Genomic DNA, 25,664 nt, shown 5'->3' with positions numbered 1-25,664 from the left:
ATAAGCCACTACTATGGTAGTGTGGGCTTATGCTTTTTTGATTCTTGGCGCTAAGGCGCAAGATAGCTAGCTAGAAAAATACGATGGCAGAATGGCGGTTGTTTGTGAAAATCTTATTGGTAGGAATTAATGCAAAATATATACACTCAAATTTAGCAATACGCAGTTTAAGAAACTATGCATCTCCCTATAAGGAGAGCATTTCCTTGGCAGAATATACGATAAATCAGTACACCAACGATATACTAACAGATATTTATAAGCAAAAACCGGACTTTATCGGGTTTTCCTGCTATATCTGGAATTTTGAGATGATTAAAAAGCTTGGCAGGGAAATGAAGAAGGTACTTCCCCATACCAGCCTATGGCTTGGAGGACCGGAGGTTTCTTACGACCCGCTGGAAGTGATGGAGGAACAGCCCTGGATAGATGGGATTATGTGCGGCGAAGGGGAGGAGACCTTTCTGGAGCTGATGTATCATTATATTGGCGGAAGAGGAGTTTTACAGGACATCAGAGGCATCTGTTATCGGAGAGAGGATGGCAGCAAAAAGCTGACATTCCCAAGAAAAGAGATGGATATGGATGCGATTCCCTTTCCCTATGAAGAGCTTGCAAGTCTTGAGAATAAGATAATCTATTATGAATCCGGCAGAGGCTGCCCATATTCCTGCAGCTATTGCCTTTCCTCAGAAAATAAAAAGGTGCGTTTTCGAGACCTTAGCAGAGTGAAAGAAGAACTTTCCTTTTTTCTTCAACATAAGGTACCTCAGGTAAAGTTTGTAGACAGGACTTTCAACTGTAATCATCACCATGCGATGGAAATCTGGAGGTTTTTAAAGGAAAATGACAATGGAGAGACTAATTTTCATTTTGAGATAGCGGGTGAATTATTAAAGGAAGAGGAACTGGCTTTATTAAATACTCTGAGAGAAGGACTGGTACAGTTAGAGATAGGAGTACAGTCAGCAAATGAAGTTACTCTGGATGCAATCAGACGTAAGATGAGCCTTGACAGAATCCGAGAAGTAGTTGATAGGATACAAAAGGGGAAGAACATTCATATTCACCTGGATTTGATTGCAGGTCTTCCTTATGAAGATTATAGCTCCTTTAAAGCCTCCTTTAATGAGGTATACTCCATGAAACCCGACCAGCTGCAGTTAGGGTTCCTTAAGGTACTGAAAGGTTCCTATCTCTACCAGGAAAAAGAGAAGTGGGGTATTGTATACCAGGAAGAACCTCCCTATGAAGTTCTATATACGGACTGGATTTCTTTTGATGAGATTCTCTTGTTAAAACAAGTAGAGAGTATGACAGAGATATATTACAACAGTGGACAGTTTGAGTACACACTTACTTACCTGATGCACTTTTTTGAGACGCCTTTTGATTTCTTTATGGAACTTGGGAACTTTTATGAACAAAAGGGATTATTCTCTCTCAATTCCTCCAGGATGGGGAGATATGAAGCTCTTCTGGAATTCTTTGAAGCTAATAGAAGGGAAAAGGCAGGAGAGGAATCGGAAAAGGACGTTGAGACATTAAAACAGCTTATGGTACATGACCTTTACTGCAGGGAGAAATTAAAGAGCAGACCTGCCTTTGCAGACCCCTGTGAACAGTATAAGAAGCTATATCAGGACTTTTACAGAGACAGAGATAAGCTTGAGAAGTATTTTGAAGGACAGATTTCAGATGCCCAGGAGATAAAGGGCAGCCTGCATATTGAGCATTATCCCGTGGACCTCTATCGCAGTGCAGAACATGGGATTACAGTATCCGAAGAGCAGTTTATATTATATGATTACAAACATCGTAATCCCCTTAACAAACAAGCCAGACAGATACAGCTGGATTGGAAAGGATGTGACTGTTAATATGGCAGCGAAAAGAATAACAAAGCAGGAGAAGGAGCGGATAACTAAGATACTTTCTCTGCTGGATGAACACTATACGACAGAATACAAGTGTTATTTGGATCATGAGACTCCCTGGCAGCTATTAATTGCCACAATTCTAAGTGCCCAATGTACGGATGCAAGGGTTAATATGGTTACAAAGGATTTGTATAAAAAGTACCGGAGTCTGGAGGATTTTGCAGCAGCGGACTTAAAGGAACTGGAGCAGGATATTCATAGCACAGGATTCTACCATAATAAGGCGAAGAATATTATAGAATGCGCAAAGACACTGGTAACAGAGTACGGGGGCATTGTTCCCAGTGATATCGATGCCCTTACAAAACTTGCGGGAGTAGGCAGAAAGACAGCCAACGTTATCAGGGGAAATGTATATCATGAACCTAGTATTGTAGTAGATACTCATGTGAAACGTATATCCGGTAAGCTTGGTTTCACAAAAGAAGAAGACCCGGTTAAAATTGAATTTGAGCTAATGAAGATACTGCCGAAAGATCATTGGATTTTATATAATCTCCAGATTATAGCACATGGCAGAAGCATCTGTACTGCCAGAAATCCAAAGTGCAGGGAATGCTTCCTGTTCAACCTTTGCAGATGGGAGGGTAAGAACGATGAGTAAAGAAGACAAGATAACCTCCTTCGTGTGTTTTGACATTGAGACAACCGGCCTTTCCCCGGAGGAGGACTACATAATTGAAATCGGTGCAGTCAAAGTAAGGGAAGGCAGAATAACGGAGTATTTCAACGAACTGATAAAACCGCCGGTGGAGCTGCCGGAAAAGATAACGCAGCTTACGGGAATTACAGAAGAGATGCTTTTAACGGCTGAGAACCAGGCTAAGGTAATACCCAGATTCCTGGAATTTGCCGGAGATGATATCTTAATGGGGCATAATATCATGTTTGACTACAGCTTTATAAAAGTGGGGGCGGAGCGCCTTGGTATACCCTTTGAAAAAAACGGTATTGATACACTTAAGATCAGCAGAGGTACCTTAAGCGAAGGAGAAAGTAAAAGCCTTTCGAATCTTTGTGCACGTTATAAGGTGGTTAATCCCAGTGCCCACAGAGCTTTTCATGATGCCAAGGCCACAGCTGTGGTCTATGCCCATCTGTGCAATGAATTCTTTGCTGATTACAGCAAGCTTTTTATGCCGGCAGCTTTAAATTATAAAGTGAAAAAAACACAGCCTATTACTTCCAAACAAAAAAATTACTTGAATGATTTGCTAAAATATCATAAGATAGAGTATATAGCTCAGATAGACGAGTTAACAAGAAGCGAAGCATCCAGGCTGATTGATAAAATTATCCTGAACAAAGGCAGAATAAACGAAGTGTTTTGAATAATACTATCATTAGAGAGTGTATGAAAGGAAGAAAACTATGAACTTTAACAGCAATAAAGTTAAGAAAACAATATCAACGATTATCGTAATTATTTTGGTGTTGGCAATGGTAGCACCTATGATTATTAATTTAGTATTTTAGTGGTATGTTTTTTTGAGATACATAAAAATCTCTAAAATATGAAGAATAAAGACCATGAAAAATTGCTAGCAGAGGAGGATAAGAGATGGTTAAAAGCAAAAATATGATAAGAATGATGTTTTTAGTTTCATTATTCCTATTATGGGCTGGCAGCTTTACAAAGGTTTTTGCTGCAGATGAGAATGAAGTAATAACGAATGGAGTTTTTATAGATTCCGTAGATATAAGCGGTATGACAAAAGAAGAGGCTGCGAAAGCAGTAGAAGATTATGTGAATACACTGAAGGGAAAAACAATAACCGTTGATATTAAAGGTGATAAAGAGCAAATCACAGCCGCAGATCTGGGTTTTTCCTATAAAGAGAACAATTATATTGAAGAAGCTTTAAAGATTGGTAAATTCGGAAATCTGATAGAGCAGTACAAGGAATTAAAGGATACCCAGGAAAATAAGCTCACATATAAGTTGGAGTTTTCCATAGATGAGGCTAAATTAAAGACATTTGCCAAGAAGAAGCTTTCCAGCCATAATGCAAAGGCAGTGAATGCAACGGTAACCAGAAAAAACGGAGAGTTTGTTTATACGGATGAAATAGTAGGGCAGAAGGTAGATACGAAGTCTACCATGACAGCGATTAAAGATGCTTTATTAAATAATTGGACAGGGGACAATATCGGTATCAGCGCTGATGTAAAGGAGCAGGATCCCAAATATACCAGAGAGATGGTTGAAAAGTGTGATACAGTACTTGGAAGCTTTCAGACAACTTATGCCACCTCCTCAGAAGACAGGGCAGCAAACCTTGCAAATGGTGCAAAACTTATTAATAATACCGTCTTATACCCGGGAGAAGTTTTCTCTGCTTATGAAAAGCTGGCACCTTTTACTACAGCAAACGGATATTATCAGGCCGGAGCCTACTCAAACGGTAAATTGGTCGATTCCATCGGAGGCGGTGCCTGCCAGGTAACTACTACACTTTACAACGCAGTATTATATTCAGAGTTGGAGGTTGTAGAACGCTCCTCCCATTCCATGACCATAAGCTATGTTGATTTATCCAGAGATGCTGCTATTGCAGGAACCTGGAAGAATTTAAGATTTAAGAATAATACGGATGCGCCGATAGTTATTGAAGCCTCCACTTATGGCAGAACCATCTATTTTAAAATCTGGGGTCATGAAACCAGGGATACAAAGAATAGAAAGATTAAGTTCGAAACGGTTATTTTAGGTCAGAAGCAGCCTGGTGCGGATGTAGTAACAAAAGACCCGAATCAGCCTACCACTTATGAATATACTACACAGTCAGCCCATATCGGATATACGGCAGCACTTTATAAAGTAGTATATGAAAATGGAAAGGAAGTAAGCCGTAAAAAAATAAATTCCAGTGTATATAATCCGTCACCCAGATATGTAACTGTCGGTACCAAAAAGGTAGAAGAACCGGATAAAAATGCCGGAGGCGATAACAAGGATAATGGAAAGACATCTTCTTCCGGAGAAGTAGAAGAAGTACCTACATGGTCCGGAGACAGCAATAACAACAGTACCACCAATGACAATACAGGAAGCGATTCCCGCGACAATAGCGATAGTACCGAGGAGGATGGTTCAGGCTTTTAATGAGTCCCAAACTTGGTGGGTTGCTGCATAACAGAAGCTTGTTATGCAACAACCCCTTTTCGCAATCAAGAGACAAAATTTATCGTCAGGAAAGAGGCTGCTATGCAGATTGGAAAAGTATCAGAACCGATATTAAAGCGTTCTGTGTTAAAACAATTAAATCATAGAAGAGATGAAGTGCTTTTAGGTCCTGGCATTGGTATAGACTGCAGTGCTGTTGGTATAGCGGAAGAAGAGGCTTTTTTACTTACCTCTAACCCTGTAACCTATTATCAGGAATTGCCTGCAATGATTGCTGTACATAGTGCTGCCAGTGACATTACGGCAGCAGGAGGTGAAATGATAGGAATCCTCCTTAACATTCTATTGCCTGAAGGTTCACCGGAAGCTTTACTGCAGAATATGATAAAAGAAACTGAAAAGCTCTGTGAACTATATCATGCTGAAATCATGGGAGGCCATAGTGAAATAACCTCCAGTGTTAATCAACCGGTAATAACTGTGACCGGAGTGGGTAAGATACGTCGCAGCAGGGTTACCGCATCCGCGGGCGTCCTGCCCGGAGATGAGATTGTAATGACAAAGTGGGCAGGTCTTTTAGGCACTGCTATCCTTGCCAAAACACATTTAAAGGAACTTACAACCAGATATAATAAAGATTTCATCGAGAATGCCGTTGAGTTCTTTCAGCTTTTGCCAACGGACAAAGAAGCACAGCTTTCTGAGAATTCAGAGGTAAAACTTATGCATAATGCATCGGGCGGAGGAATTTTTGGCTGTCTTTGGGAATTAGGTGCTCGGACTGGGTTAGGATTAACCGCAGATTTAAACAAGATTCCAATCAAACAGGAAACGATAGAAATCTGTGAGTTTTTTGATATTAATCCGTATCAGCTCCAAGGAGGCGGTTCTCTTTTACTGGTAACCGGGAAAGGAAATGAACTGGCAGAGAAATTATGCGATAATGGCATACCGGCGGCTGTTATCGGAAGATTTACACAGGATTTAAGCAGGACAGTACGGAACCAGGAGGAGAAACGATATCTGGAACCCCCGAAGAGTGATGAACTTTATAGAATTAAAGTTGTAAAATAATAAATCGGAAAAATATTGGAGAGGACGGGTAAACTCATGTTAAAAGAGAAGATATTACAAGCGATAGATAAGAATAGTAAACTTACACCACAGGATTTGGCAGCTATGTTAAATTCCACGGAGGAAGAAGTTGAAGTTGCCATAAAGGAATTGGAAGAACAGTCTATCATCTGCGGTTATCCAACCTTAATCAATTGGGACAATACAGAGAGTGAGAAAGTAACAGCTTTAATTGAGGTAAAGGTGACACCGCAGAGAGGTCAGGGTTTTGATAAAATTGCGGAAAGAATCTATAAGTTTGATGAAGTGGAATCTGTTTATCTCATGTCCGGTGGTTTCGATCTTACGGTAATCATCGAAGGAAAGAGTATGAGAGAAGTTGCTAATTTCGTATCCAGTAAATTGGCACCTATGGAAGCGGTTCTAAGTACTGCCACCCATTTTGTTCTGAAGAAATATAAGGAACATGGACTTCCCCTTGTTCATGAAACAAAGGATGAAAGGATGCTGATTACACCGTGAGAGACCCATTATCAAAGAAAGTTGTAACCATAGAGCCTTCGGGCATACGTAAGTATTTTGATATTGTCAGTGAAATGAAGGATGCTATATCCCTTGGTGTGGGAGAACCCGATTTTGATACTCCCTGGCACATCAGAGAAGAAGGAATTTATTCTCTCGAAAAGGGAAAGACCTTCTATACCTCCAATTCCGGTTTAAAAGAATTGAAAATGGAAATCTGCCGTTATTTAAGCCGTAGATTTGACCTTTATTATGATTATGAACGAGAGGCTGTCGTAACAGTAGGCGGCAGTGAAGCCATTGATATTGCTCTTAGGGCAATGTTAGATCCCGGAGATGAGGTATTAGTTCCTCAGCCTAGTTATGTATCTTATGTACCCTGTGTGGTATTAGCCGGCGGAACGCCTGTTATCATTGAGCTGCAGGAAAAAGATGAATTTAAGTTAACAAAGGAAAGCCTGATAGAGAGTATAACAGACAAGACAAAGGTATTGGTGCTGCCCTTTCCCAACAATCCAACCGGCTCCATTATGACAAGGGAGGATTTGGCGGAGATCGTACCGTTAATTATCGAAAAGGACTTACTTGTTGTATCCGATGAAATTTACTCAGAACTTACTTATGGCAGCAAGCATGTATCCATTGCCGAATTCCCCGGTATGAAGGAAAGAACCATTGTAATTAACGGTTTCTCCAAGTCTTATGCCATGACGGGCTGGAGACTTGGTTATGCGGTGGGACCTGCAGTTATTATTGAGCAGATGATAAAGATTCACCAGTTTGCCATTATGTGTGCACCGACCACCAGCCAGTATGCGGCAGTTGAGGCCCTTAAAAACGGGGATGGAGATGTGGAAGTAATGAGAGAGGCTTATGACCAGAGAAGAAATTATCTGGTAAAGACCTTTAATGAAATTGGTCTTACCTGTTTTGAACCTTATGGTGCCTTTTATGTTTTTCCCAGCATTAAAAGCCTTGGTATGACCTCCGATGAATTTGCCACAAAGCTGTTATTGGAAGAAAAGGTCGCTGTGGTTCCGGGTACAGCCTTTGGCGGCTGCGGAGAAGGGTTTCTTCGTATTTCCTATGCTTACTCCATTGACAATCTAAAGCATGCCATGGAAAGAATTGAACGGTTTGTAAAGAATCACCGCAGATAAGAAAAGAGGATTTAAAAGATGAATATTGTATTACTGGAACCGGAAATCCCTGCAAATACGGGAAATATCGGACGTACCTGTGTTGCAGCGGGAGCAAGGCTCCACTTGATAAAGCCCCTTGGCTTCTCCCTGGATGAAAAGGAGATAAAGAGGGCAGGACTGGATTACTGGAAGGACCTTGATGTGACCATATATGAGAACTATGAGGACTTTCTATCTAAAAATCCCGGAGCCAAGGTTTATATGGCGACAACAAAGGCTTTAAAAGTGTATACGGAAGCCGCCTATGAACCGGACTGCTACATTATGTTTGGTAAGGAGAGTGCCGGTATACCGGAAGAGATTCTCTTAGATAATAAGGAGAATGCTATCCGGATTCCCATGATGGGAGATATCCGCTCCTTAAACCTTGCAAATTCGGTAGCAATTGTTTTATATGAGGCATTAAGACAAAATGACTTCTCCGGTATGCGCCTTGCAGGGAAACTGCACCGCCATTCCTGGGATGAGGCATAATAAAAACAAGCTATCCTCTTTATAGGGGATAGCTTGTTTTTATAGAAACCCTCCGGTGCGGGGCAGTGTGAAGATAAACTCTGTTCCGACGCCTTGGGTACTGATTACATTAATATTCTCGTTGTGTGCAGTAATGATCTCCTTCGTTATAGATAACCCAAGACCTGTACCCTTCTTATCTTTTCCTCTGGACGCGTCGGTTTTATAGAAACGCTCCCATACCTTATTAATACTTTCTTTGGGTATGCCAATTCCATAATCCTTTACGGATACAAATACTTTATCACCCTTTTCCTGTGTGGAGATTTTAATCGTGGAACTCTGGTTGCTGAATTTGATTGCATTATCCAGGAGATTATAGAGTACCTGCTGTATCTTACCCATATCCGCATCCACCAGAGTTACCTTATTGGAGAAGATAAGATTAAGGGTTATTTTTTTGTTCTTGCAGATTCCTTCAAAAGTCTCAGCGGTCTTCTTAATGATAAGGTTAATATCAAAGGAGGTTACTTCAAGAAGGATACCCTTGTTCTCAAAACCATTTAAGGTTAGAAGACTGCCGGTTAACTTCGTAAGCCGTTCGGTTTCAAAGAGTATTATACCCAGATACTTGTCTTTCATCTCATAAGGAATTGTGCCGTCCTGTAAGGCTTCCGCATACCCCTTTATAGAAGTTAGAGGGGACCGGAAATCATGGGAGATATTAGCGACGAATTTCTTTTGATAATTGTCTAAGTTTCGGATTTCACCAGCCATAAAGGAAAGTGAAGTAGCCAGCGTACCGAATTCATCGGTGGTATTTACTGTGGTAGGGTAGGAATAATTGCCCTTTGTATACTCTAAGGCAGCTTTATTCAGCTTCTCCAACGGAAGTACGGTTATAAAATACAAGATAGAAAAGATAATGGCCTGTATGATACAAAATATCAGAAGGCACAGATTGAGAGTGTTTGTAAAGGATAAGCTGCTGTTATGTATTTTCTCCATACTATAATGGATGACTACATATCCTCTTACCTGATAATTAAATAACACCTTATAAACAATACTTACCATTGGCTCAGAGAGTACTTCCTGCAAACGGGAAGAGCTTGGAAAAGATTGAAATAAAAAATCAGAATCCAAGGAATAAATATCGATGGGGTTATTCCCAGTATCTGGAGCGGTATCAGAGATTACAATACCATTCTTATTGACGATCCAGATACGGGAATCCAGCATAATAGCCATAGCTTTTATCTTCGCAGTCAGATCCGTAAGGGATAGATTCTGATTATAAAAGTCAGCCATATAATCGTTGGAGATAGAAAGAGCCTGGGTATAAAGCTGCATCTTCTTTTCTTTCACCAGCATCTGCTCATAGTGCTTCAAACCATAGGTATTAAGCAGCAGAAACATAAATACTGCCGAAATAAGATATAAAATTACAAGTTTTACGAAAAGGGACCGCTTCATACTCTTTCTCCATCTGTTATTTCTTTACGTCAAATTTATATCCGATACCCCAAACAGTAGATAGGCTCCAGGAGGTATGGTCTTTAATCTTTTCACGCAATCTTTTTATATGCACATCCACCGTTCTGGTATCACCGATGTATTCATAGCCCCATATGTGATCAAGAAGCTGCTCTCTGGTAAAAACCTGATTAGGGTGGGAAGCTAAGAAGTAGAAGAGTTCCAGCTCCTTCGGAGGCATCTCTATGGTATTTCCATAATAAAGGACGGAGTAATTGCTTTGGTTAATAATAAGGTCGGGATAAGCCACGTAATCTCCGGTCTGCTCGGCAACCTCTGCCACAGGGGAAGTCTGTTGGGGAGCCTGGTGAAAACGTCTTAACACAGCCTTCACTCTTGCTACCAGCTCTTTTGAATCAAAGGGTTTAATAACATAATCATCAGCGCCTAATTCAAGACCCAATACCTTGTCAAAAATCTCTCCTTTTGCAGAGAGCATGATGATGGGAACGGATGAATTCTTTCTGATCTCACGGCATACTTCATAGCCGTCAATGCCAGGCAGCATCAGGTCAAGAAGAATCAGGTTAGGCTGATATTCTGCAAACTTTGTGATGGCTTCTTCTCCGTCATGGACCATAAGAGTATCGAAACACTCCTTGGTAAGATAAAGTGAGATAAGCTCTGCAATATTTACATCGTCATCTACGATAAGAATTTTTTGCTTGGCAACCATAGAAGACTCCTTTCTACTGTTTAAATTCAACTACGGTAACTCCCTGACCGCCTTCACCAAAAGCACCCTCTCTGTAAGACTTTACATATTTGGTCTTCTTAAGGTGGGAGTGTACGGCATTGCGAAGAGCACCGGTACCGCGGCCATGTATTACTGTTACCTGGGGCAGATGGGACAGGTAGGCGTCATCTAAATATTTATCTAATTCTGCCAATGCTTCATCCACTGTTTTTCCGATTAGATTAATCTCCGGGCGGATATTAAGGGTTTTGGAGAGTTTAATCTTGCCGCTGCCGGTTTTGGTGAGATTAGGACCGGTAACATCCGGTTCGTCAATTAATTCAATATCACTGATATTTACCTGAGAGCGAAGAATTCCCATCTGCACATACAAATCACCTTTGGCATTGGGAAGAGTGCTGACAGTGCCTCTTAAATCCAAGCTGATTACATGGACAGCATCACCGATTTTAAACTCACCGGGCTTCGGAGTTTTAGCAGATTTTCTTTTTCCTTTTATAGCAAGCTTACTTTCGGAGGCTGATAGTAAGTCTCTGATCTTACCGCGTTCATTCTCCATATCCTTGCCAAGACCGCCTTCCATACCCCACTTGTTAAAGTTCTTAATTGTGCGGTCGGCAACATCCTTTGCTTCCTGGAGTACCTTTCTGGCTTCTTCATTGGCTTCAGCCATTATACGGTCTTTTGCTTTTACGAGCTTTTCGTTCTGCTGCTCTAAGCGTAATTGGAGGTTTTTTGCCTGCTCTTTCAAGGAAGCGATTTCTTCCTTCTCTCTTTCGATCTCCAGACGGTTCTTTTCCAGGTCTGATATAACATCTTCAAAGCTCTTTTCCTGAACACCTATAAGGTTCTTCGCATCCTCTATGATATAATCCGGAAGACCTATCTTGGAGGAAATTGCAAAGGCATTGCTCTTGCCGGGAATTCCGATAAGAAGCTTATAAGTGGGGCGAAGTGTCTCAACATCAAATTCACAGGAGGCATTGCTTACTCCCTCCGTTGTAAGGGCATATACCTTTAGCTCGCTGTAGTGTGTAGTTGCCATGGTACGGACATTTTTTTTATGAAGGTAGTTTAAGATAGCCATTGCAAGAGCCGCACCTTCTGTCGGATCTGTTCCGGCACCTAATTCATCAAATAAAACAAGAGATTTATAATTTGCCTTCTCCAGAATAGATACGGTATTCGTCATATGGGAGGAGAAAGTACTTAAAGATTGCTCTATACTCTGTTCATCACCGATATCGGCATAAACTTCTTCAAAGACTGCAAGTTCCGAGCCGTCAAAGGCCGGGATATGAAGACCTGCCTGACCGAGGAGGGTAAAGAGGCCTACTGTCTTTAAGGATACCGTCTTACCGCCGGTATTAGGGCCGGTAATTACCAGCAGGTTAAAATCTTTTCCCAAAATAATATCGATTGGTACAACTTTCTTCGCATCTATCAATGGATGGCGGCCTTTTTTGATATTTACGATACCTCTGTCATTAAATACCGGCTCCGTTCCTTTTATCTGCTTGGAAAGGGTGGCTTTGGCAAAAATAAAATCAAGCTTTGGCAGTACTTGAATATTATTATAAAGTTTTTCACTGTGTGCACCTGCCTGCTCGCTTAGATCTGCCAATATGCGTTCGATTTCCTGTATTTCCTTGATTTCCAGTTCTCTTAAATCATTGTTTAGCTTTACAACTGCCATAGGCTCAACAAAAAGGGTGGAGCCGGAGGAAGACTGGTCATGAATCATACCGGGGAACTGGCTGCGGTATTCCTGCTTAATAGGAATACAGTATCTGCCATTGCGCATGGTAACGATATTCTCCTGAAGAATATTTTTCGAACCGGTAGAGTTCACAATGGAATTAAGCTGCTCGTGAATTTTATCATTGGTCTGCTTTAAAGACCTGCGGATGCTTTTTAATGCAGGACTGGCATCATCGGCAATCTCTTCCTCACTTATAATACAGCGTTTGATTTCGTTATTCAGCAGTGTTAAAGGTTCCAGGGAAACAAACATTTCTTCCAGGGAATCTGCCTCCGTAACAGCGGAACCTCCATCCACACCATCCTTCACGCCATAGGCCCTGATTCTTGCGGTGGCGTCCAGTACGGAGCTTAAGTGCAGTAATTCCTGAGCACTTAGGGCTGATCCTACTTCTAGTCTCTTTAAAGAGCCGCGGATATCGTGAACACCATAGAAGCCAAGGCTTCCCTTTCGTAAGATTCGGGAGAGGGCATCGGAAGTTTCCTTCTGTGTTTTTCTGATTACATCTATATCACTTACAGGTAAAAGGCTGTTACAAAGGGCTTTTCCAAGGCCTGAACCTGCAAAAGAGGATAACTTTTCTATCATTTTATAATATTCTAGGGTTTTTAGCGCTTTCTCGTTCATAGGAACCTCTTTCTTAACTCGAATTCATAAGGCTGCACAGAGATTGACTGTGCATAAAATACGCCACACTCCTCATTTTACCTTATTTCGGGTAAAAATAAAACCATAAATTTGAAAATAGAGGAGATGCTGGTGTTTGTTTACAATTCATTCATACAATGTTCATAAGTCCATGTTACAATATATTTACGGATTGTCCATAGGGAGAAAAAAATTGAGACGTTCTGATTTATTCAAAGTCAGTTATCGGATACAGCATCATAGATTGAATAACCGGAGAGAATTAAAGATGTCAGAAGATAAACCCAATAATGATTCCAATGAATATCTATTTATACAGGAACAGGTATCGTCCAGAAGAAGAAGCAGGAAGACACGTATGCTTATCTCACTTCTATGGACGATTATTTTAGCTTGTGTGTTCGCTGTAGTGGCAACATTAGTATTTTACCTAGCTAATCCTATTATTGTAAAGATTTTAGGAGAAGGGGGAGATAAGAAAACCGTAGAATTTCCTTCCATCACCCCGGGAGCAGGAGATAGTCCTGCCGTATCTCCTACGCCAACTCCATCAGCAACCCCTACGGAAGCAGCTAAGGGCGAAAATGGAAAAGATAACGGCAAGAATGGTACAAAACCTGGAATCACATATATTGAAACCCATGTGTCAGCTGATTTAAAGGACCTGAATAATATCTATTATGAAATCAGGGAAGTGGCTACAGGAGTGAACAGCTCAATTGTTGACATTACCAGTACAAGTAGTAAGGTTGACGGTTTGAATGAGAACGAGAATTATGATGTTACAAATAATACAACCGGACTTATATTAGCGAACAATTCAGTGGATTTATTAATTCTGGTAACCTATGATAAGATAAAGGATGCCAAGGATATCAAGCTTCAGATAAACGAAGATTTATCTGTTAAGGCCAGAATACAGGATTATGATAAGGATTTGAATCTGGCAGTTCTAGCGGCAAGCCTTGAAGATATACCGGATGCTTATGAGGAAGGCCTAAAACCAGCTGAGCTTGGTGAATCTTATTCTCTTATTGTGGGCTCACCTATTGTAGCACTTGGAAGTCCTAACGGATATGTGGGGTCAATGGAACTGGGCATTATATCGGGCATTAATTATGGTACCTACATAACGGATAATAAAGTTGATTTATTTACCACAGACATCACCGCCAATGAAAGCAGTGATGGAATTGTTATCAATTTAAGCGGTGACGTTATTGGAATCATTACCAATAAGCTAAAAGACCAGGGAAAAGAAAATGTAAGCACCGTGATTGGCATATCAAAAATAAAGAAAACCATCCAGGCTATGGTAAACCAGACAGAACGAAGTTATTTCGGTATAAAGTGTACGGATATGACAAAACAGGCTCTAGAGAAACAAGGCCTTGACAATGCTGTCTGTGTAACTGAGGTGGAGAGTAATTCCCCGGCACTGGATGCGGGTCTCCAAATAGGAGATATGATAACTCAGGTAGGTGCCAGTCCTATTAACAGTGTGGCAACTTTTAATAATGCCATTACAGAACTAAGTCCAAAGGATACCGTAGTAGTTACGGTACAGCGTATGACGAAGGATAAATTGAAAGAGGTCAAATTATCCGTTGTCCTTGGAAAAGTAAATGACAAAAAATAAATTTGCTGATTTAGGCAGCAGATGTATTATAAAGGCAACCGGATAGTTTGGGAAACTGTCCGGTTGCCTTTTGCGAAGGGGATTCCAGGTTCTGATAGGAAAGCGGTTGAAATGGCGGCACGCATGGGTTATAATGAGTCATACAATTGCCGGAAGTCACAAAATATAAGACTTAACGGTTAAAAAGGAATTGTATTCCTAAGTGTGATATTAGAAAGAGGTCAGGATGAGATATATAGGAGATTTAAGAGATGGGGATATGATATCAGAAACCTATCTTTGTAAAACGAAACAAGTACTGAAAACAAAAGCCGGAAAGAGTTATTACTCTCTTCTGCTGCAGGATAAATCCGGAACACTGGATGGTAAGGTATGGGAATTATCACAGGGGATAGACCATTTTGAGAGCATGGAATATATTCATGTAGATGGTCAGATGGTAAATTTTCAGGGAGCGCTCCAGCTTAATATTAAAAGAGTTCGCAGAAGCCATGAAGGCGAATATGATCCTTCGGACTTTGTTCCCACCACCGGAAAAAACATCAATGAAATGTATAGCGAACTGTTAAAATACATCAGTAAGGTAAAAGAACCTCATTTACGACAATTATTAGAGAGTTTCTTTGTGCAGGACACTTCCTTTGCAGAACGTTTTAAGAAGCATTCTGCTGCAAAAAGTGTTCACCATGGTTTTGTGGGAGGACTCTTAGAACATACACTAGGGGTAGCTAAATTGTGTGATTATTATGCAGATCATTATCCCTTGATTAACAGGGATTTACTTATTAGCGCTGCTATATTCCATGATATTGGCAAGATGGAGGAATTATCAGTATTTCCGGAGAATGATTATACCGATGATGGTCAGCTATTAGGGCATATCTATATCGGAACAGAAGTCATCGGAGCAAAGATTAGGACAATGCCTGGATTTCCTGTGGCATTAGCATCACAGCTAAAACATTGTATTCTGGCACATCATGGAGAACTGGAATACGGCTCCCCCAAGAAGCCTTCTATTATAGAAGCAATGGCTTTAAACTTCGCGGATAACACTGATGCGAAGCTTCAGACGATGACCGAATTCTTAAACAGCGGTGATGAGAAAGCAACCTGGCTTGGTATGAACAGACTCTTTGAAGCAAATATCAGAAGAACCATTTTCTAGTTGAGAGCTTAACGAAGAGACTACCAATAAATTGAGTTATTTGAAAGGGATTAACATTGAAAGAAGATACTATCTTAAAGAAAAATGAAGAATGTATCATACGCATAGAGGACATGGGCAATGACGGAGAAGGTATCGGCAAGTACCAGGGCTACACTTTATTTGTAAAGAATGCGCTGGTAGGAGATACCGTTCGGGTTCATGTTATGAAATGTAAGAAAAACTATGGCTATGCCAGGCTAGTGGAAGTAATAGAGCCCTCCCCTTACCGTGTGGAGCCAAAGTGCAAAATTGCTTTTCAGTGCGGAGGCTGTACTCTGCAGCATCTTGATTATGAAGAGCAGCTTCGAAGAAAGCAGAAAAAGGTAACGGACTGTATCGAAAGGTTGGGCGGCATTACAGAGGGATATGTAATGGAACCAATCATAGGAATGGAAACTCCCTACTATTACCGCAATAAAGCACAATTCCCCGTTGGAATAAAAAACGGTAAGCTTGCAATTGGTTTCTATGCTGGAGGCTCCCATACCATTATTGATACAGAGAACTGCTGTATTCAGGCAAAAGAAAATGAGGATATCATCAGATGTGTTCGGAGCTTTCTGGAAGAAGAGAGAATCAGCATTTATAATGAGGAGACTCATGAAGGGCTTATCAGGCACATATTAACCCGTGTCGGCTTTGTAACGGGAGAGATTATGGTATGCCTGATTATAAACGGAAATGATTTGCCGGGTAAAGAGAAGTTGGTTAACAAGTTAAAGGATATCAAGGGAATGACAAGTATTTCCCTGAATATTAACAAAGAGAAGACCAATGTTATCCTTGGGAATAAGATAAAGCCTCTATGGGGAGAACCTTATATCACGGATTATATCGGAGCAGTAAAGTTTCGCATCTCACCGCTTTCCTTTTATCAGGTCAATCCGGTTCAGACAAGAGTGCTATATGAGAAAGCACTGGAATTCGCTGGTCTGGAGGGCAATGAAACCGTATGGGATTTGTATTGCGGTATCGGTACGATTTCCCTCTTTCTCGCTGCAAAAGCAAAGAAAGTGTATGGGGTAGAGATTATTCCCCAGGCAATCGAGGATGCCAGAGAGAATGCACGGATTAACGGAATAGAAAATGCAGAATTCTTTATAGGAGCAGCAGAGGAAGTATTGCCTGAAAAATTCGGGCAGGAAAAGATCTATGCCGATGTAATTGTTGTGGATCCTCCAAGAAAAGGCTGTGCAGAGAGTCTTTTGGATACCATTGTCTTAATGGCACCTAAGAAAGTAGTTTATGTATCCTGTGACCCCGCAACTTTGGGAAGAGACCTGAAATATCTGTCAGCTAGAGGGTATGAGCTTAAGAGAGTGCAGGCGGTTGACCAGTTTGGGCATACAGGGCATGTGGAGACAGTCTGCCAACTTTGTAGTAAATACAGTAGCTAAAATAAAATATAGCAGCAATATTGTTTGATTTGCCAACCAAGTGCCAACATAATTATTTTTTGGTTGGCAAATCAAGATTGACTGCTTTTTCAAATATATCTACTGTTTCTAAAGACATTTTTTCGGTAGCTTTTACATAAGTATCCATTGTTGTTGCTAATCGAGAGTGCCCTAAACGTTGCTGTACATCTTTCATGTTTGCTCCACTTTCAATTAAAATTGTTGCATGGGTATGCCTAAGCGAATGAAAATTAAATTGTATTCCTAAATCGTAATTAATAACTCTTGAACAGTAACGAGATAAATCCGGATTTACCAATGTTCCGTTATCTTGAGTACATAAAAAGTCTACTATTTCATCAGTTGTTTTATATTCTATTGAATTATCATATCCATAAATCATATTACTTTTACTAAAATAATATTGTTTATAAAATTCTCCATATTTAATTCTATTTTCTAATTGCCATTTTCTATGCTTTTTTAAGGAATCTAGCAACTTATCTCCAATTGGAACAGTTCGATATGATGAATAAGTCTTAGGAGTTTCTAGATACCACTTCTTATCTGCATGCTTTACAATTATTCTATCAATAGTTATTTTTCTTCCTTCAAGGTCAATTCTATCCCATGATAAACCAGTGCATTCTGATATTCTAAGTCCTGTATAAAAACATATCATAAGAATAATATAGTATTGAGACCCATACGGAAATCTATCTATTATGCTATTGAATTCTTTCGCCGTAATAACCTTATGGTCGGTCTCAACTTTTTTAAATGCACATTTAGGCATTTTTACATAAACCATTGGATTTTCCTTAATAAATTGCCCTGGTTCTACAGCATAATGAAACGCTCCTGATAAAACTCCAAGTATATTGCTTAGATAATTTTTGCTTAAACCCTTAGCATATAGTTGATTCATGTGTTGCTGAAGCACTTGTGCTGTAATGGCGTTTAATTTAAATTGTCCTAAATAAGGGTCAATATGACGATTAATTATATCACCATATATACGCTGAGTATTGGGCTTACATTCTATTTTTACGTAATTATTCATCCAATATTCCATATAATCAGCTATAGATATTTGTTTTGGTTCAAAAAAAAGCCCTGCATTATTATATTCCTGCAGAGCAATTCTCAATGCGGCTTCTGCTTCCTTTTTAGTTCTACCGCCTACTCTTTCTATTCTTTTTCTTTTTCCGTCTACGCTTGCCGATTCAAAAGAATAATACCATTTTTCTCCTCTTTTCCTTACGTGACCTTCCATAGTTACCTCCTTATTTCTTATTTGATCTCATAAAATTAATAAAATTTACAATGTTAGATACTTCCTCTTCTGTTAATTCTTCTTCTTTTATATCTAATTTTTCTAATGCTTCATAAAGAGGCGATATTTTAACTTCTTCTTTTTGAGAAGTTGTCCATCCCATTAAAAAAGCAGGAGATACACTGAAAATCTCGGATAGTTTCTCTATTTTATCAGATGGAATATTAGTCACTATATTATTTTCATATTTGTGAATTGTCTGCTTAGTTGTATTAATATATTTGGCTAACTCCTCCTGAGTTATCTTTCTTTCCTCCCTTAGTTCTTTTATTCTGTCCCCGATTGTCATTTCTTTATCTCCTTCATAATTAATGTAAATTTATGTGTTTATTATATCATAAAATTCTTATAAGTCAACAAAAAAATCACTTGACAAGTTACTTTATGGTGATATAATAAAAGTAACCTCACAAGTTACTATATTGGTTAAATAAAATATGAAAGGAGGAAATTGTTTGATTAAAGTAAATGAACTCCGAGGAATCATTGCAAAGAACGGATTAACACAAAGTCAAGTAGCAAGAAAGCTTGATATTGTTCCACAAACATTTTATGAAAAAATGAAAAAAGGAATCTTCGGAAGTGACGAAATTAGTGTAATGATTAAAGAGTTGCACATTGAAAACCCTATGGATATTTTTTTTGCAGATGATGTAACTTAATAAGTTACTATAGAGGTGAAAATATGGATGATATGGTATTAACAGTAAAGGAAGTATCAAAGATACTTAAAACAAATCCGGCATACATATATGAACTTATTAAGTCCGGAAAACTTCCAGCATTAAAACTCGGAAGCATTAGAGTAAGAAAGCAAGCTCTTGAGCAGTTCTTGATTGATTATGAAGGGAAAGACTTGTCTGATATTAACGATATTACAGAACTTAAAAGAGCATAGGAGAAAGGAGCAAATATTGAATAATTTAGTTTCCATTAGCGGAAATGATGTATTCACAAATAGTAAAGTAATCTCAGAAGGTACAAATAATCAACACCATGCAATCAGAGAAATTATTAAAAAGTACAAAAATGACTTTGAAGAGTTCGGGACTTTGCTCATTTCAAATGAGGAAAGTACAGGTGGTAGACCTACTGAATTATTTCTTTTGAACGAGGAACAAGCCACATTACTTATGACTTACCTAAGAAACAGTGAAAAGGTCCGTAAGTTTAAAATTGAGTTAGTAAAGCAATTCTACGAAATGCGTCGCTTCATCCTAGAGCGACAATCCAGCGAATGGATAGCAACCCGGTACCACGGAAAGTTAACCAGAAAATCAGAGACTGATACTATTCAGAAACTGGTAGAGTATGCAAAGAGCCAGGGAAGTGAACATGCGGACATGCTGTATCTGACATATTCAAAGTTAGCGAATGGGATCGCAGGTATTAAGAAAAGGGATGATGCCACGATATCGCAGCTTAATAATTTGGAGCTGGTAGAAAATATCATATTACATGTTATTGAAGCTGGAATCATGAGAGACAAGCATTACAAAGAGATATACCAAGACTGCAAGGGCCGGCTGGAATCATTTAAGGATATTGCTTATATAGGACAAGCAGTATAGGAAAATATAAAATATTTAACATTCCACATAATAGAAATGACTACATATCAACTAACCCATTAAAGAGAAAGGAGGAAATCAGATGTTCATATCAAAGAAAAGATGGCAGGCATTAGTTTTTAGGGTAAATGAACTGGAGAAGAAATCAACCGCTACTACATTTTCGAATGGAGAAGTCGACTTACAGGGATTAGCAAAAATGGTTGAACGAAATGGAATCCGTAAGCCGACTGGAATGTAATTACTTTGATTCAAGGTATTTAATGATATTCTTTCTAAATTCATCCATTGTATAGAAAGTTTGTCTGGCTAATTCAACTATATCTCCTTCGTTAACAGGTTCTTTACCACCTTCTTTGTAGCAAGAACGAATCTCACTTGAATAAGCAATTAATGAATCATTAAGTAATTTATCTAGTTCTTTAGTAGTCATAGTGTCTCCTTTCATTTGTACTAGGCCCGGCAGCCTGTAAGGAGATTGTACCACAATATAACAAAATATTCCATAAGGAGGACAGGCAGTGAAAAAGAAAGCCAAAGAATATTTAGAAATTTTCCTACAAGCATTTGTACTTGGTGCTGGATTATTAACCGGATTGGTAGTTGTTAATTTAATACTAAAATTATTATAAGGAGGACAAGCATGTTTACAACACCAGTACTTGTAACATTGATAATATGCTTAACCATAGCGTATTTATCCACAATAAGCAAAAAGAAAGAAAAATAAGGAGGACAAATTATTGAATTTATCAGATGCATTAGTAATTTGTGTCTTAATCATTGTATCTGGAGCTGTAGTATGGAAGTTCCTATATTTATTCAAATAAGGAGGACAAGCATTGTATAACCATGAATTATATAAAATAGGAGACAAAGCTAGAATCACGGCTAATACAACTAATCATAAGTTTTTACTGGGTGAAATTGTAACAATTACATCCGTTAGCGAATTAGATGTGGATGCAGCACGTAATGAAAATGGAGAGTATTTTATTTCTCACCGTGACATTACTCTTATTAAAGATGAAAAGCAATTGAATGAACTCATATCAATTAATTACGACACAGATAATCCTACAGTATCTGCCAGAGAACTTTATGAAACTCTTGACTTAGAAGAGAGATTTTCAAAATGGTTCGAACGAATGACCGGATATGGATTTGAAGAAGGAAAAGATTATACCCCGTACCAAATGGTACACCCCCAAAACCATCAAGAATTACTTGATTATCACCTAACTATTGATGCTGCAAAAGAAATTTGCATGCTTCAGCGCACAGAAAAAGGTAAGCAGTGCCGTACATATTTTATTGAATTAGAAAAAGCATGGAATACACCAGAACAGATCATGGCCCGTGCAATGAAAATCGCAGACAGACAGATAGCATCATTAAGAGAGGTTAACACAAAACTTCTTATTAAGCAGGAAGAGGACAAGCCTAAAGTAGTTTTTGCAAACGCAGTTATGATATCTGACAAATCAATACTTATCGGAGAACTTGCAAAAATCATAAAGCAAAATGGCATTGATATTGGTGAAAAAAGATTATTTGCATGGATGCGTGAGAATGGTTACTTAATCAAGCGGCAAGGAACTGATTATAACATGCCTACTCAAAGAAGTATGGAATTAGAATTATTCGTTGTAAAAGAGACAGCTATAGTTCATTCGGATGGACATGTAACGGTAAGCAAGACTACAAAAGTAACCGGTAAAGGCCAGCAGTATTTTATTAATAAGTTTCTTAGTAACAGGAAACCAATAACCAAGTAAATATAAGCGATATCGCATAGAGAAGGAGAGAAAATGACTAAGGCAGATTTAAAAACAGGATACAGAGTACAGCTTAAAAATAATCGTACTTATATAGTTATCAAGGATTGCGATACAAATTTATATGAACATCAAGACATTGTCTTTGCTAATTCGAATGGTTTTGTTGTTGGTGATGGATATGATGATAGCCTTAAAAGTTATAATGATAGCAATTACGATATTTGTTTTGTGTATGATAAGCCAGGCATGCGAAATTTATTAATCCTTTCAGAAAAAGGTATGTTGTTATGGAAAAGAGAATCTATAAAATAAATGACAATTGAAGAAATACAAAAAGAGCTTGGATACAAAATAAAAGTTGTGGAGAACAAAAATTAAGGAGGAATCATGGGAGGTAATTTCAAAATCAGAGTAGTGGAGAATATCGGTGCAGAAAGTGAATCAACATTTGGTGTTCCAGGAACCATTCTTTATGTAGTAAATGGTACATTAAGAGATTTTGAAGGATACATTTGGGAAAGTAATTTTCAAAATCTTGATGAAATACATAAATTTTTTAACCATTCAGCTATAGATGATTGCTTTGCAACTAAATTTGAATTAGTAGAGGAGGAATAACAGTGAAATATACAATCAGCGTAGAAGAAACATTGGTATACAGGCATGAAATAATCTTAGATGTAGAAACCATGGAAGAGGGAGAAGAAATAGGAAATTCACTTTCCAGCGCTTCATATGATGGATTTGAAGAAGTCGCTCATATGGCAGAATCTATGTCGGCTAATGAAATTGAGGTGGTTATTGATGGTAGCCCATCGTCATTTATTGAAATTCTATAAGCTAATTCTTGCACTAATCCAAGTCATATTAGGAGCTGCAATGTATGGACAAGTTGATAGTTTGTATTTCGATAAAATCACAATTTCTCAGTTCTTTACATATGAAATCGTATTATTAATCACTATCTGCATCCTGCAACTAATTAAAGAGGCTGTAAGTACTCGCAATACTCACAGCCGGTCGAAAACTAATAAAAATAATCTATTGAAATAATAACAGAAAGAGAGGATTTGTCAAGTGGAAAAATTCTTTACAATTAAGAAAGAAAGTGAGTTGTATAAAGACTACTTTCAATATCTGGATGATTACAAGAGAAATGCAGAGATTTTTAACGAATTTGCGGATAAGCATAACATAGAAGCAAGCAGGTTCATCCCTTATAAAAAATATCTCCTTATTGTTCCTACAGAGAGGGATAAAGACAAGTTCCGCGAAGATTTTACACAAGAATACGGAGACGGAGGTCTGAGACAGTTCAAAGTACGTTCGGAAGTAGGCAAAGCTTGGACGGCAACAATGAGCGATATTAGGCCAGCGCATAAACCCACTTATTTCGGACTTGTACACGTATATGGTCATTTTACTGAACGATTATTTAATATCGGTGATGTATTGTACGGCTCCATAAGTGCTAATGGATCTTTTGAATTACATAGCTGTATGGAAGAGATTAAAGCTTCTGAGTTTTATAAAATCATAGAGGATTACAACTCCGAACATTCAAATAGTTAAGAAAGAGAGGTTTCAGTATGGAAAAATTATTATCAGTTTTTAACCTTTGCAAAGAAGCTCGTGAAAAAGGGTTTATTACATCCATAAGCTACAACGGTGATGTTGTTGACCTATACCATCAGGAACCCGTCACTTACAGAATTATTATACATATCTCCACTTATCCCAAGTTTGGTTATACTGGCCTTGACGAGATAGAGAGGTATTTAAAGGAGCTGATTGCATGATACCGGATAATTACAGCGACTTTGAATCCTACGAATCTGAAATTGACAGGCAGGAGCGCAGGCGGAAGAGATTGGAGCAAGAAGAAGATATAAACCCAAAGGATTTACCGTTTTATTATGACCCACAAACTTATATTGAATTAGGAGGAAAGAAACCGTGGAAGAAACAATAATTTCATTACTTAACAATACCAATATACCTGGAATTGAAAAACTAATTAACTGGATGAAAATTAACGGATACTTTACATCGCCATGCAGCGGACAGCACCATCTTTCAAAAGAAGGTGGACTTGCAGAACACAGCCTAAATGTATTTGAGTATATGTGCTGCTTTTGGAAGGCAACAAATAGCAAAATAGATTTTAATAGTATTGTCATTACTTCATTACTTCATGATTTAGGAAAGGCCGGACAATACGGTAAGCCTAATTATGTAGAAAATATGATATCTGATAGAAAGGGCGGATTTAAACAATCTGAAAATAAACCATATGTTACAAATCCTTTATTACTCAGCGTTCCGCACGAAGTCCGTAGCATACATATAGCATCACAATTTATTCAGCTAACAGAAGAAGAGAACTGGGCAATTCTAATGCACAATGGTATGTATGGAGAATTTAAATATACTCTTCAAGGAAAAGAAACTCCGCTTTATCTTTTACTGCATTTTGCTGATATGTGGTGCAGCCGCGTGGTTGAAAAATCAAATGAGGAGGTAGAGGAATAATGGGATTGGTTTTTAGAACATTAATGGCTAGTGAAATTGATGTAAGAATAGCTACAGTTACAGAAAAAGGTATATCATTACTGCTTTACAAAGATGCAAGATGCGACATGAATATTTTGGATGAAACCGTAGGTTCTTACAATTGGAAAAGAGATCATACCAGGGATAACGCAAATTGTATTGTATCTATATGGGACAATGAAAAATCTCAATGGATAAGCAAAGAAGACACCGGCACAGAAAGCTTTACAGAAAAAGAAAAAGGACTTGCATCTGATTCATTTAAGAGGGCTTGTTTTAATTGGGGTATTGGAAGAGAGTTGTACACGGCTCCATTTATATGGATATCTTCAGATAAATGTAATATAACATCATCGGAATTTCAAGGAAAAAAGAAATATACATGCAAGGATAATTTTTATGTATCCCAGATTTTTTACGATGATGCGAAAAACATTGAAGCTTTAGCAATAAATGATTCAAAAACAAAAAAGAATGTTTTTATGTTTGACTGCAGAAAGAAAGGCTGATGCGAATGTATGAGCTGGCAAATATTAAAGCTTATAAAGTATCACAGGACGGAACCTATTTTAACATCTTTATACCTAAACGAAATCTTCAAGAGACTATAGAATCAAAGAACATTCGACAGTGCGGTGTATGGCTTGATGATGGTAGACTTATCACCGCGGAACAGCGCAAAAAAGCATATGCAACTATGGCTGACATATCAATTCATACCGGTTATCTCCCTGAAGAATTAAAAGAATGGCTTAAGTACCTGCATATCTCGAGAACCGGTTGTGATTATTTTAGCCTATCAAATTGCAGCGTTGATAGAGCCAGAGAATTTATAAACACCATATTGGATTATGCAATTGAAAACGGTGTTATTTTAACCGACTTGGCAATCAACAGAACGGATGATATTAACCATATATTATATGCTTGCCTTAAGAATAGTAAATGCGCTGTATGCGGTTTAAAAGGCGAAATACACCACTGGGATGCGATAGGTATGGGACAGGACAGGAAAGTCTATGACGATACCGAAAATCGCAAGATATGCCTTTGCAGGACACATCACACCGAAGCACACACGATAGGCCGCGACAGGTTCGAAGAAAAATACAAAGTATACGGAATTAAGTATAATGCTTAACCCTATACATAGAAACTAATTAATCAGTGCCGTTTAATTAAGCACTTACTTGTAGGTCAATAATGTATAGCATGT

Annotated in this window: 31 protein-coding genes; 25 read left to right on the top strand and 6 right to left on the bottom strand. The window is 38.5% G+C overall.

Annotated features, from left to right (window positions below; translation table 11 throughout):
* Nucleotides 1-83: 83 nt before the first annotated feature.
* The 8 genes from bsdcttw_RS23585 (at nucleotide 84) to bsdcttw_RS23550 (ending at nucleotide 8,339) form a co-directional block, all read left to right on the top strand.
* On the top strand, nucleotides 84-1,880 hold the full coding sequence (locus tag bsdcttw_RS23585) for a B12-binding domain-containing radical SAM protein (protein ID WP_330602330.1): 1,797 nt from the start codon (nucleotides 84-86) through the stop codon (nucleotides 1,878-1,880).
* Between the two features lies 1 nt (nucleotide 1,881).
* A complete protein-coding gene (gene nth / locus bsdcttw_RS23580) occupies nucleotides 1,882-2,544 on the top strand; it encodes an endonuclease III (protein ID WP_185257203.1) in 663 nt (220 codons plus the stop codon).
* Nucleotides 2,537-3,271, top strand: coding sequence for a 3'-5' exonuclease (locus bsdcttw_RS23575; protein ID WP_185257202.1), 735 nt, complete (start codon nucleotides 2,537-2,539; stop codon nucleotides 3,269-3,271). The genes nth and bsdcttw_RS23575 overlap by 8 nt, the downstream gene beginning before the upstream one ends.
* Before the next feature lie 230 nt (nucleotides 3,272-3,501).
* Complete coding sequence (locus bsdcttw_RS23570; RefSeq protein ID WP_185257201.1) at nucleotides 3,502-5,046, top strand: VanW family protein; 1,545 nt, start codon at nucleotides 3,502-3,504, stop codon at nucleotides 5,044-5,046.
* Between the two features lie 102 nt (nucleotides 5,047-5,148).
* Nucleotides 5,149-6,141 carry an AIR synthase family protein gene (locus tag bsdcttw_RS23565; RefSeq protein WP_185257200.1) on the top strand — a complete coding sequence of 331 codons (993 nt, stop codon included), beginning with the start codon at nucleotides 5,149-5,151 and terminating at the stop codon, nucleotides 6,139-6,141.
* Between the two features lie 36 nt (nucleotides 6,142-6,177).
* A complete protein-coding gene (locus tag bsdcttw_RS23560) occupies nucleotides 6,178-6,663 on the top strand; it encodes an Lrp/AsnC family transcriptional regulator (RefSeq protein WP_185257199.1) in 486 nt (161 codons plus the stop codon).
* Nucleotides 6,660-7,823 (top strand): aminotransferase class I/II-fold pyridoxal phosphate-dependent enzyme, encoded by a 1,164-nt coding sequence (locus bsdcttw_RS23555; protein WP_185257198.1) that lies wholly within the window; start codon nucleotides 6,660-6,662, stop codon nucleotides 7,821-7,823. The genes bsdcttw_RS23560 and bsdcttw_RS23555 overlap by 4 nt, the downstream gene beginning before the upstream one ends.
* Before the next feature lie 18 nt (nucleotides 7,824-7,841).
* On the top strand, nucleotides 7,842-8,339 hold the full coding sequence (locus bsdcttw_RS23550) for a tRNA (cytidine(34)-2'-O)-methyltransferase (protein WP_185257197.1): 498 nt from the start codon (nucleotides 7,842-7,844) through the stop codon (nucleotides 8,337-8,339).
* A 39-nt stretch (nucleotides 8,340-8,378) separates the two neighbouring features.
* On the opposite strand, the gene bsdcttw_RS23545 is transcribed toward bsdcttw_RS23550, so the two are convergent.
* The 3 genes from bsdcttw_RS23545 to bsdcttw_RS23535 are packed head-to-tail and all read right to left on the bottom strand — an operon-like array spanning nucleotide 8,379 to nucleotide 12,940.
* Nucleotides 8,379-9,794 (bottom strand): sensor histidine kinase, encoded by a 1,416-nt coding sequence (locus tag bsdcttw_RS23545; RefSeq protein ID WP_185257196.1) that lies wholly within the window; start codon nucleotides 9,792-9,794, stop codon nucleotides 8,379-8,381.
* 16 nt (nucleotides 9,795-9,810) lie between these two features.
* Entirely contained in the window at nucleotides 9,811-10,530 is a 720-nt protein-coding gene (locus tag bsdcttw_RS23540) for a response regulator transcription factor (protein WP_185257195.1), read from the bottom strand.
* Nucleotides 10,531-10,543: 13 nt separating this feature from the next.
* A complete protein-coding gene (locus bsdcttw_RS23535) occupies nucleotides 10,544-12,940 on the bottom strand; it encodes an endonuclease MutS2 (RefSeq protein WP_185257194.1) in 2,397 nt (798 codons plus the stop codon).
* Between the two features lie 214 nt (nucleotides 12,941-13,154).
* On the opposite strand from bsdcttw_RS23535, the gene bsdcttw_RS23530 reads away from it, so the two are divergent.
* The 3 genes from bsdcttw_RS23530 (at nucleotide 13,155) to rlmD (ending at nucleotide 17,207) form a co-directional block, all read left to right on the top strand.
* Nucleotides 13,155-14,600, top strand: a complete 1,446-nt coding sequence (locus bsdcttw_RS23530; protein WP_185257193.1) for a S1C family serine protease — start codon at nucleotides 13,155-13,157, stop codon at nucleotides 14,598-14,600.
* Between the two features lie 226 nt (nucleotides 14,601-14,826).
* A complete protein-coding gene (locus tag bsdcttw_RS23525; protein WP_185257192.1) occupies nucleotides 14,827-15,768 on the top strand; it encodes a 3'-5' exoribonuclease YhaM family protein in 942 nt (313 codons plus the stop codon).
* Nucleotides 15,769-15,881: 113 nt separating this feature from the next.
* The gene (rlmD, locus tag bsdcttw_RS23520) at nucleotides 15,882-17,207 is read left to right on the top strand and encodes a 23S rRNA (uracil(1939)-C(5))-methyltransferase RlmD (protein WP_185259940.1); all 1,326 of its coding nucleotides are present in this window, start codon (nucleotides 15,882-15,884) and stop codon (nucleotides 17,205-17,207) included.
* Nucleotides 17,208-17,259: 52 nt separating this feature from the next.
* Here rlmD and bsdcttw_RS23515 read toward each other — a convergent pair whose 3' ends face one another.
* Nucleotides 17,260-18,483 (bottom strand): tyrosine-type recombinase/integrase, encoded by a 1,224-nt coding sequence (locus bsdcttw_RS23515; protein ID WP_185257191.1) that lies wholly within the window; start codon nucleotides 18,481-18,483, stop codon nucleotides 17,260-17,262.
* Between the two features lie 10 nt (nucleotides 18,484-18,493).
* The gene (locus bsdcttw_RS23510; protein WP_185257190.1) at nucleotides 18,494-18,832 is read right to left on the bottom strand and encodes a helix-turn-helix domain-containing protein; all 339 of its coding nucleotides are present in this window, start codon (nucleotides 18,830-18,832) and stop codon (nucleotides 18,494-18,496) included.
* A gap of 166 nt (nucleotides 18,833-18,998) precedes the next feature.
* On the opposite strand from bsdcttw_RS23510, the gene bsdcttw_RS23505 reads away from it, so the two are divergent.
* From bsdcttw_RS23505 to bsdcttw_RS23490, 4 genes are all read left to right on the top strand, one after another.
* Nucleotides 18,999-19,205: a helix-turn-helix domain-containing protein gene (locus bsdcttw_RS23505; RefSeq protein ID WP_185257189.1), complete on the top strand. Its 207-nt coding sequence runs from the start codon at nucleotides 18,999-19,001 to the stop codon at nucleotides 19,203-19,205.
* A gap of 23 nt (nucleotides 19,206-19,228) precedes the next feature.
* The gene (locus tag bsdcttw_RS23500; protein ID WP_185257188.1) at nucleotides 19,229-19,441 is read left to right on the top strand and encodes a helix-turn-helix domain-containing protein; all 213 of its coding nucleotides are present in this window, start codon (nucleotides 19,229-19,231) and stop codon (nucleotides 19,439-19,441) included.
* Between the two features lie 16 nt (nucleotides 19,442-19,457).
* Nucleotides 19,458-20,114 (top strand): Rha family transcriptional regulator, encoded by a 657-nt coding sequence (locus bsdcttw_RS23495; protein ID WP_185257187.1) that lies wholly within the window; start codon nucleotides 19,458-19,460, stop codon nucleotides 20,112-20,114.
* Nucleotides 20,115-20,196: 82 nt separating this feature from the next.
* Complete coding sequence (locus tag bsdcttw_RS23490) at nucleotides 20,197-20,355, top strand: hypothetical protein (RefSeq protein WP_185257186.1); 159 nt, start codon at nucleotides 20,197-20,199, stop codon at nucleotides 20,353-20,355.
* On the opposite strand, the gene bsdcttw_RS23485 is transcribed toward bsdcttw_RS23490, so the two are convergent.
* Entirely contained in the window at nucleotides 20,356-20,547 is a 192-nt protein-coding gene (locus bsdcttw_RS23485; protein ID WP_185257185.1) for a hypothetical protein, read from the bottom strand.
* 409 nt (nucleotides 20,548-20,956) lie between these two features.
* Here bsdcttw_RS23485 and bsdcttw_RS23480 point away from each other — a divergent pair, with 409 nt between their 5' ends.
* The 10 genes from bsdcttw_RS23480 to bsdcttw_RS23435 all read left to right on the top strand — a co-directional run bounded on the left by bsdcttw_RS23480 (nucleotide 20,957) and on the right by bsdcttw_RS23435 (nucleotide 25,589).
* A complete protein-coding gene (locus bsdcttw_RS23480; RefSeq protein WP_269140608.1) occupies nucleotides 20,957-21,892 on the top strand; it encodes a phage antirepressor KilAC domain-containing protein in 936 nt (311 codons plus the stop codon).
* 33 nt (nucleotides 21,893-21,925) lie between these two features.
* Nucleotides 21,926-22,207: a hypothetical protein gene (locus bsdcttw_RS23475; RefSeq protein WP_185257184.1), complete on the top strand. Its 282-nt coding sequence runs from the start codon at nucleotides 21,926-21,928 to the stop codon at nucleotides 22,205-22,207.
* A gap of 75 nt (nucleotides 22,208-22,282) precedes the next feature.
* Entirely contained in the window at nucleotides 22,283-22,513 is a 231-nt protein-coding gene (locus bsdcttw_RS23470) for a hypothetical protein (RefSeq protein ID WP_185257183.1), read from the top strand.
* A 2-nt stretch (nucleotides 22,514-22,515) separates the two neighbouring features.
* The gene (locus bsdcttw_RS23465; RefSeq protein WP_185257182.1) at nucleotides 22,516-22,734 is read left to right on the top strand and encodes a hypothetical protein; all 219 of its coding nucleotides are present in this window, start codon (nucleotides 22,516-22,518) and stop codon (nucleotides 22,732-22,734) included.
* A gap of 238 nt (nucleotides 22,735-22,972) precedes the next feature.
* Nucleotides 22,973-23,467, top strand: coding sequence for a hypothetical protein (locus tag bsdcttw_RS23460; protein WP_185257181.1), 495 nt, complete (start codon nucleotides 22,973-22,975; stop codon nucleotides 23,465-23,467).
* 17 nt (nucleotides 23,468-23,484) lie between these two features.
* Entirely contained in the window at nucleotides 23,485-23,694 is a 210-nt protein-coding gene (locus bsdcttw_RS23455; RefSeq protein WP_185257180.1) for a hypothetical protein, read from the top strand.
* Nucleotides 23,691-23,867: a hypothetical protein gene (locus tag bsdcttw_RS23450; protein WP_185257179.1), complete on the top strand. Its 177-nt coding sequence runs from the start codon at nucleotides 23,691-23,693 to the stop codon at nucleotides 23,865-23,867. Before bsdcttw_RS23455 ends, bsdcttw_RS23450 begins: the two co-directional genes overlap by 4 nt.
* The gene (locus bsdcttw_RS23445) at nucleotides 23,852-24,427 is read left to right on the top strand and encodes an HD domain-containing protein (protein WP_185257178.1); all 576 of its coding nucleotides are present in this window, start codon (nucleotides 23,852-23,854) and stop codon (nucleotides 24,425-24,427) included. Before bsdcttw_RS23450 ends, bsdcttw_RS23445 begins: the two co-directional genes overlap by 16 nt.
* Nucleotides 24,427-24,957 carry a hypothetical protein gene (locus bsdcttw_RS23440; protein ID WP_185257177.1) on the top strand — a complete coding sequence of 177 codons (531 nt, stop codon included), beginning with the start codon at nucleotides 24,427-24,429 and terminating at the stop codon, nucleotides 24,955-24,957. Before bsdcttw_RS23445 ends, bsdcttw_RS23440 begins: the two co-directional genes overlap by 1 nt.
* A 5-nt stretch (nucleotides 24,958-24,962) precedes the next feature.
* Nucleotides 24,963-25,589 (top strand): putative HNHc nuclease, encoded by a 627-nt coding sequence (locus tag bsdcttw_RS23435; RefSeq protein ID WP_185257176.1) that lies wholly within the window; start codon nucleotides 24,963-24,965, stop codon nucleotides 25,587-25,589.
* The last annotated feature ends 75 nt before the right edge of the window (nucleotides 25,590-25,664 follow it).

This window comes from Anaerocolumna chitinilytica (genome assembly GCF_014218355.1).
GTDB lineage: Bacteria > Bacillota > Clostridia > Lachnospirales > Lachnospiraceae > Anaerocolumna > Anaerocolumna chitinilytica.
Note: the sequence above shows the minus strand (reverse complement) of the source record. Positions and strands in the feature narration are given on the sequence as shown.

Excerpts from the sequence above, each read along its gene's own strand:
- bsdcttw_RS23565 (WP_185257200.1), top strand. The coding sequence starts at position 5,149 with ATGCAGATTGGAAAAGTATCAGAACCGATATTAAAGCGTTCTGTGTTA.
- bsdcttw_RS23450 (WP_185257179.1), top strand. The coding sequence starts at position 23,691 with ATGATACCGGATAATTACAGCGACTTTGAATCCTACGAATCTGAAATT.
- bsdcttw_RS23490 (WP_185257186.1), top strand. The coding sequence starts at position 20,197 with ATGTTCATATCAAAGAAAAGATGGCAGGCATTAGTTTTTAGGGTAAAT.
- bsdcttw_RS23550 (WP_185257197.1), top strand. The coding sequence starts at position 7,842 with ATGAATATTGTATTACTGGAACCGGAAATCCCTGCAAATACGGGAAAT.
- bsdcttw_RS23585 (WP_330602330.1), top strand. The coding sequence starts at position 84 with ATGGCAGAATGGCGGTTGTTTGTGAAAATCTTATTGGTAGGAATTAAT.
- bsdcttw_RS23570 (WP_185257201.1), top strand. The coding sequence starts at position 3,502 with ATGGTTAAAAGCAAAAATATGATAAGAATGATGTTTTTAGTTTCATTA.
- bsdcttw_RS23470 (WP_185257183.1), top strand. The coding sequence starts at position 22,283 with ATGGGAGGTAATTTCAAAATCAGAGTAGTGGAGAATATCGGTGCAGAA.
- bsdcttw_RS23525 (WP_185257192.1), top strand. The coding sequence starts at position 14,827 with ATGAGATATATAGGAGATTTAAGAGATGGGGATATGATATCAGAAACC.
- bsdcttw_RS23535 (WP_185257194.1), bottom strand. The coding sequence starts at position 12,940 with ATGAACGAGAAAGCGCTAAAAACCCTAGAATATTATAAAATGATAGAA.
- bsdcttw_RS23500 (WP_185257188.1), top strand. The coding sequence starts at position 19,229 with ATGGATGATATGGTATTAACAGTAAAGGAAGTATCAAAGATACTTAAA.
- bsdcttw_RS23540 (WP_185257195.1), bottom strand. The coding sequence starts at position 10,530 with ATGGTTGCCAAGCAAAAAATTCTTATCGTAGATGACGATGTAAATATT.
- bsdcttw_RS23435 (WP_185257176.1), top strand. The coding sequence starts at position 24,963 with ATGTATGAGCTGGCAAATATTAAAGCTTATAAAGTATCACAGGACGGA.
- bsdcttw_RS23485 (WP_185257185.1), bottom strand. The coding sequence starts at position 20,547 with ATGACTACTAAAGAACTAGATAAATTACTTAATGATTCATTAATTGCT.
- rlmD (WP_185259940.1), top strand. The coding sequence starts at position 15,882 with ATGGGCAATGACGGAGAAGGTATCGGCAAGTACCAGGGCTACACTTTA.
- bsdcttw_RS23560 (WP_185257199.1), top strand. The coding sequence starts at position 6,178 with ATGTTAAAAGAGAAGATATTACAAGCGATAGATAAGAATAGTAAACTT.
- bsdcttw_RS23510 (WP_185257190.1), bottom strand. The coding sequence starts at position 18,832 with ATGACAATCGGGGACAGAATAAAAGAACTAAGGGAGGAAAGAAAGATA.
- bsdcttw_RS23545 (WP_185257196.1), bottom strand. The coding sequence starts at position 9,794 with ATGAAGCGGTCCCTTTTCGTAAAACTTGTAATTTTATATCTTATTTCG.
- bsdcttw_RS23515 (WP_185257191.1), bottom strand. The coding sequence starts at position 18,483 with ATGGAAGGTCACGTAAGGAAAAGAGGAGAAAAATGGTATTATTCTTTT.
- bsdcttw_RS23440 (WP_185257177.1), top strand. The coding sequence starts at position 24,427 with ATGGGATTGGTTTTTAGAACATTAATGGCTAGTGAAATTGATGTAAGA.
- bsdcttw_RS23475 (WP_185257184.1), top strand. The coding sequence starts at position 21,926 with ATGACTAAGGCAGATTTAAAAACAGGATACAGAGTACAGCTTAAAAAT.
- bsdcttw_RS23455 (WP_185257180.1), top strand. The coding sequence starts at position 23,485 with ATGGAAAAATTATTATCAGTTTTTAACCTTTGCAAAGAAGCTCGTGAA.
- nth (WP_185257203.1), top strand. The coding sequence starts at position 1,882 with ATGGCAGCGAAAAGAATAACAAAGCAGGAGAAGGAGCGGATAACTAAG.
- bsdcttw_RS23575 (WP_185257202.1), top strand. The coding sequence starts at position 2,537 with ATGAGTAAAGAAGACAAGATAACCTCCTTCGTGTGTTTTGACATTGAG.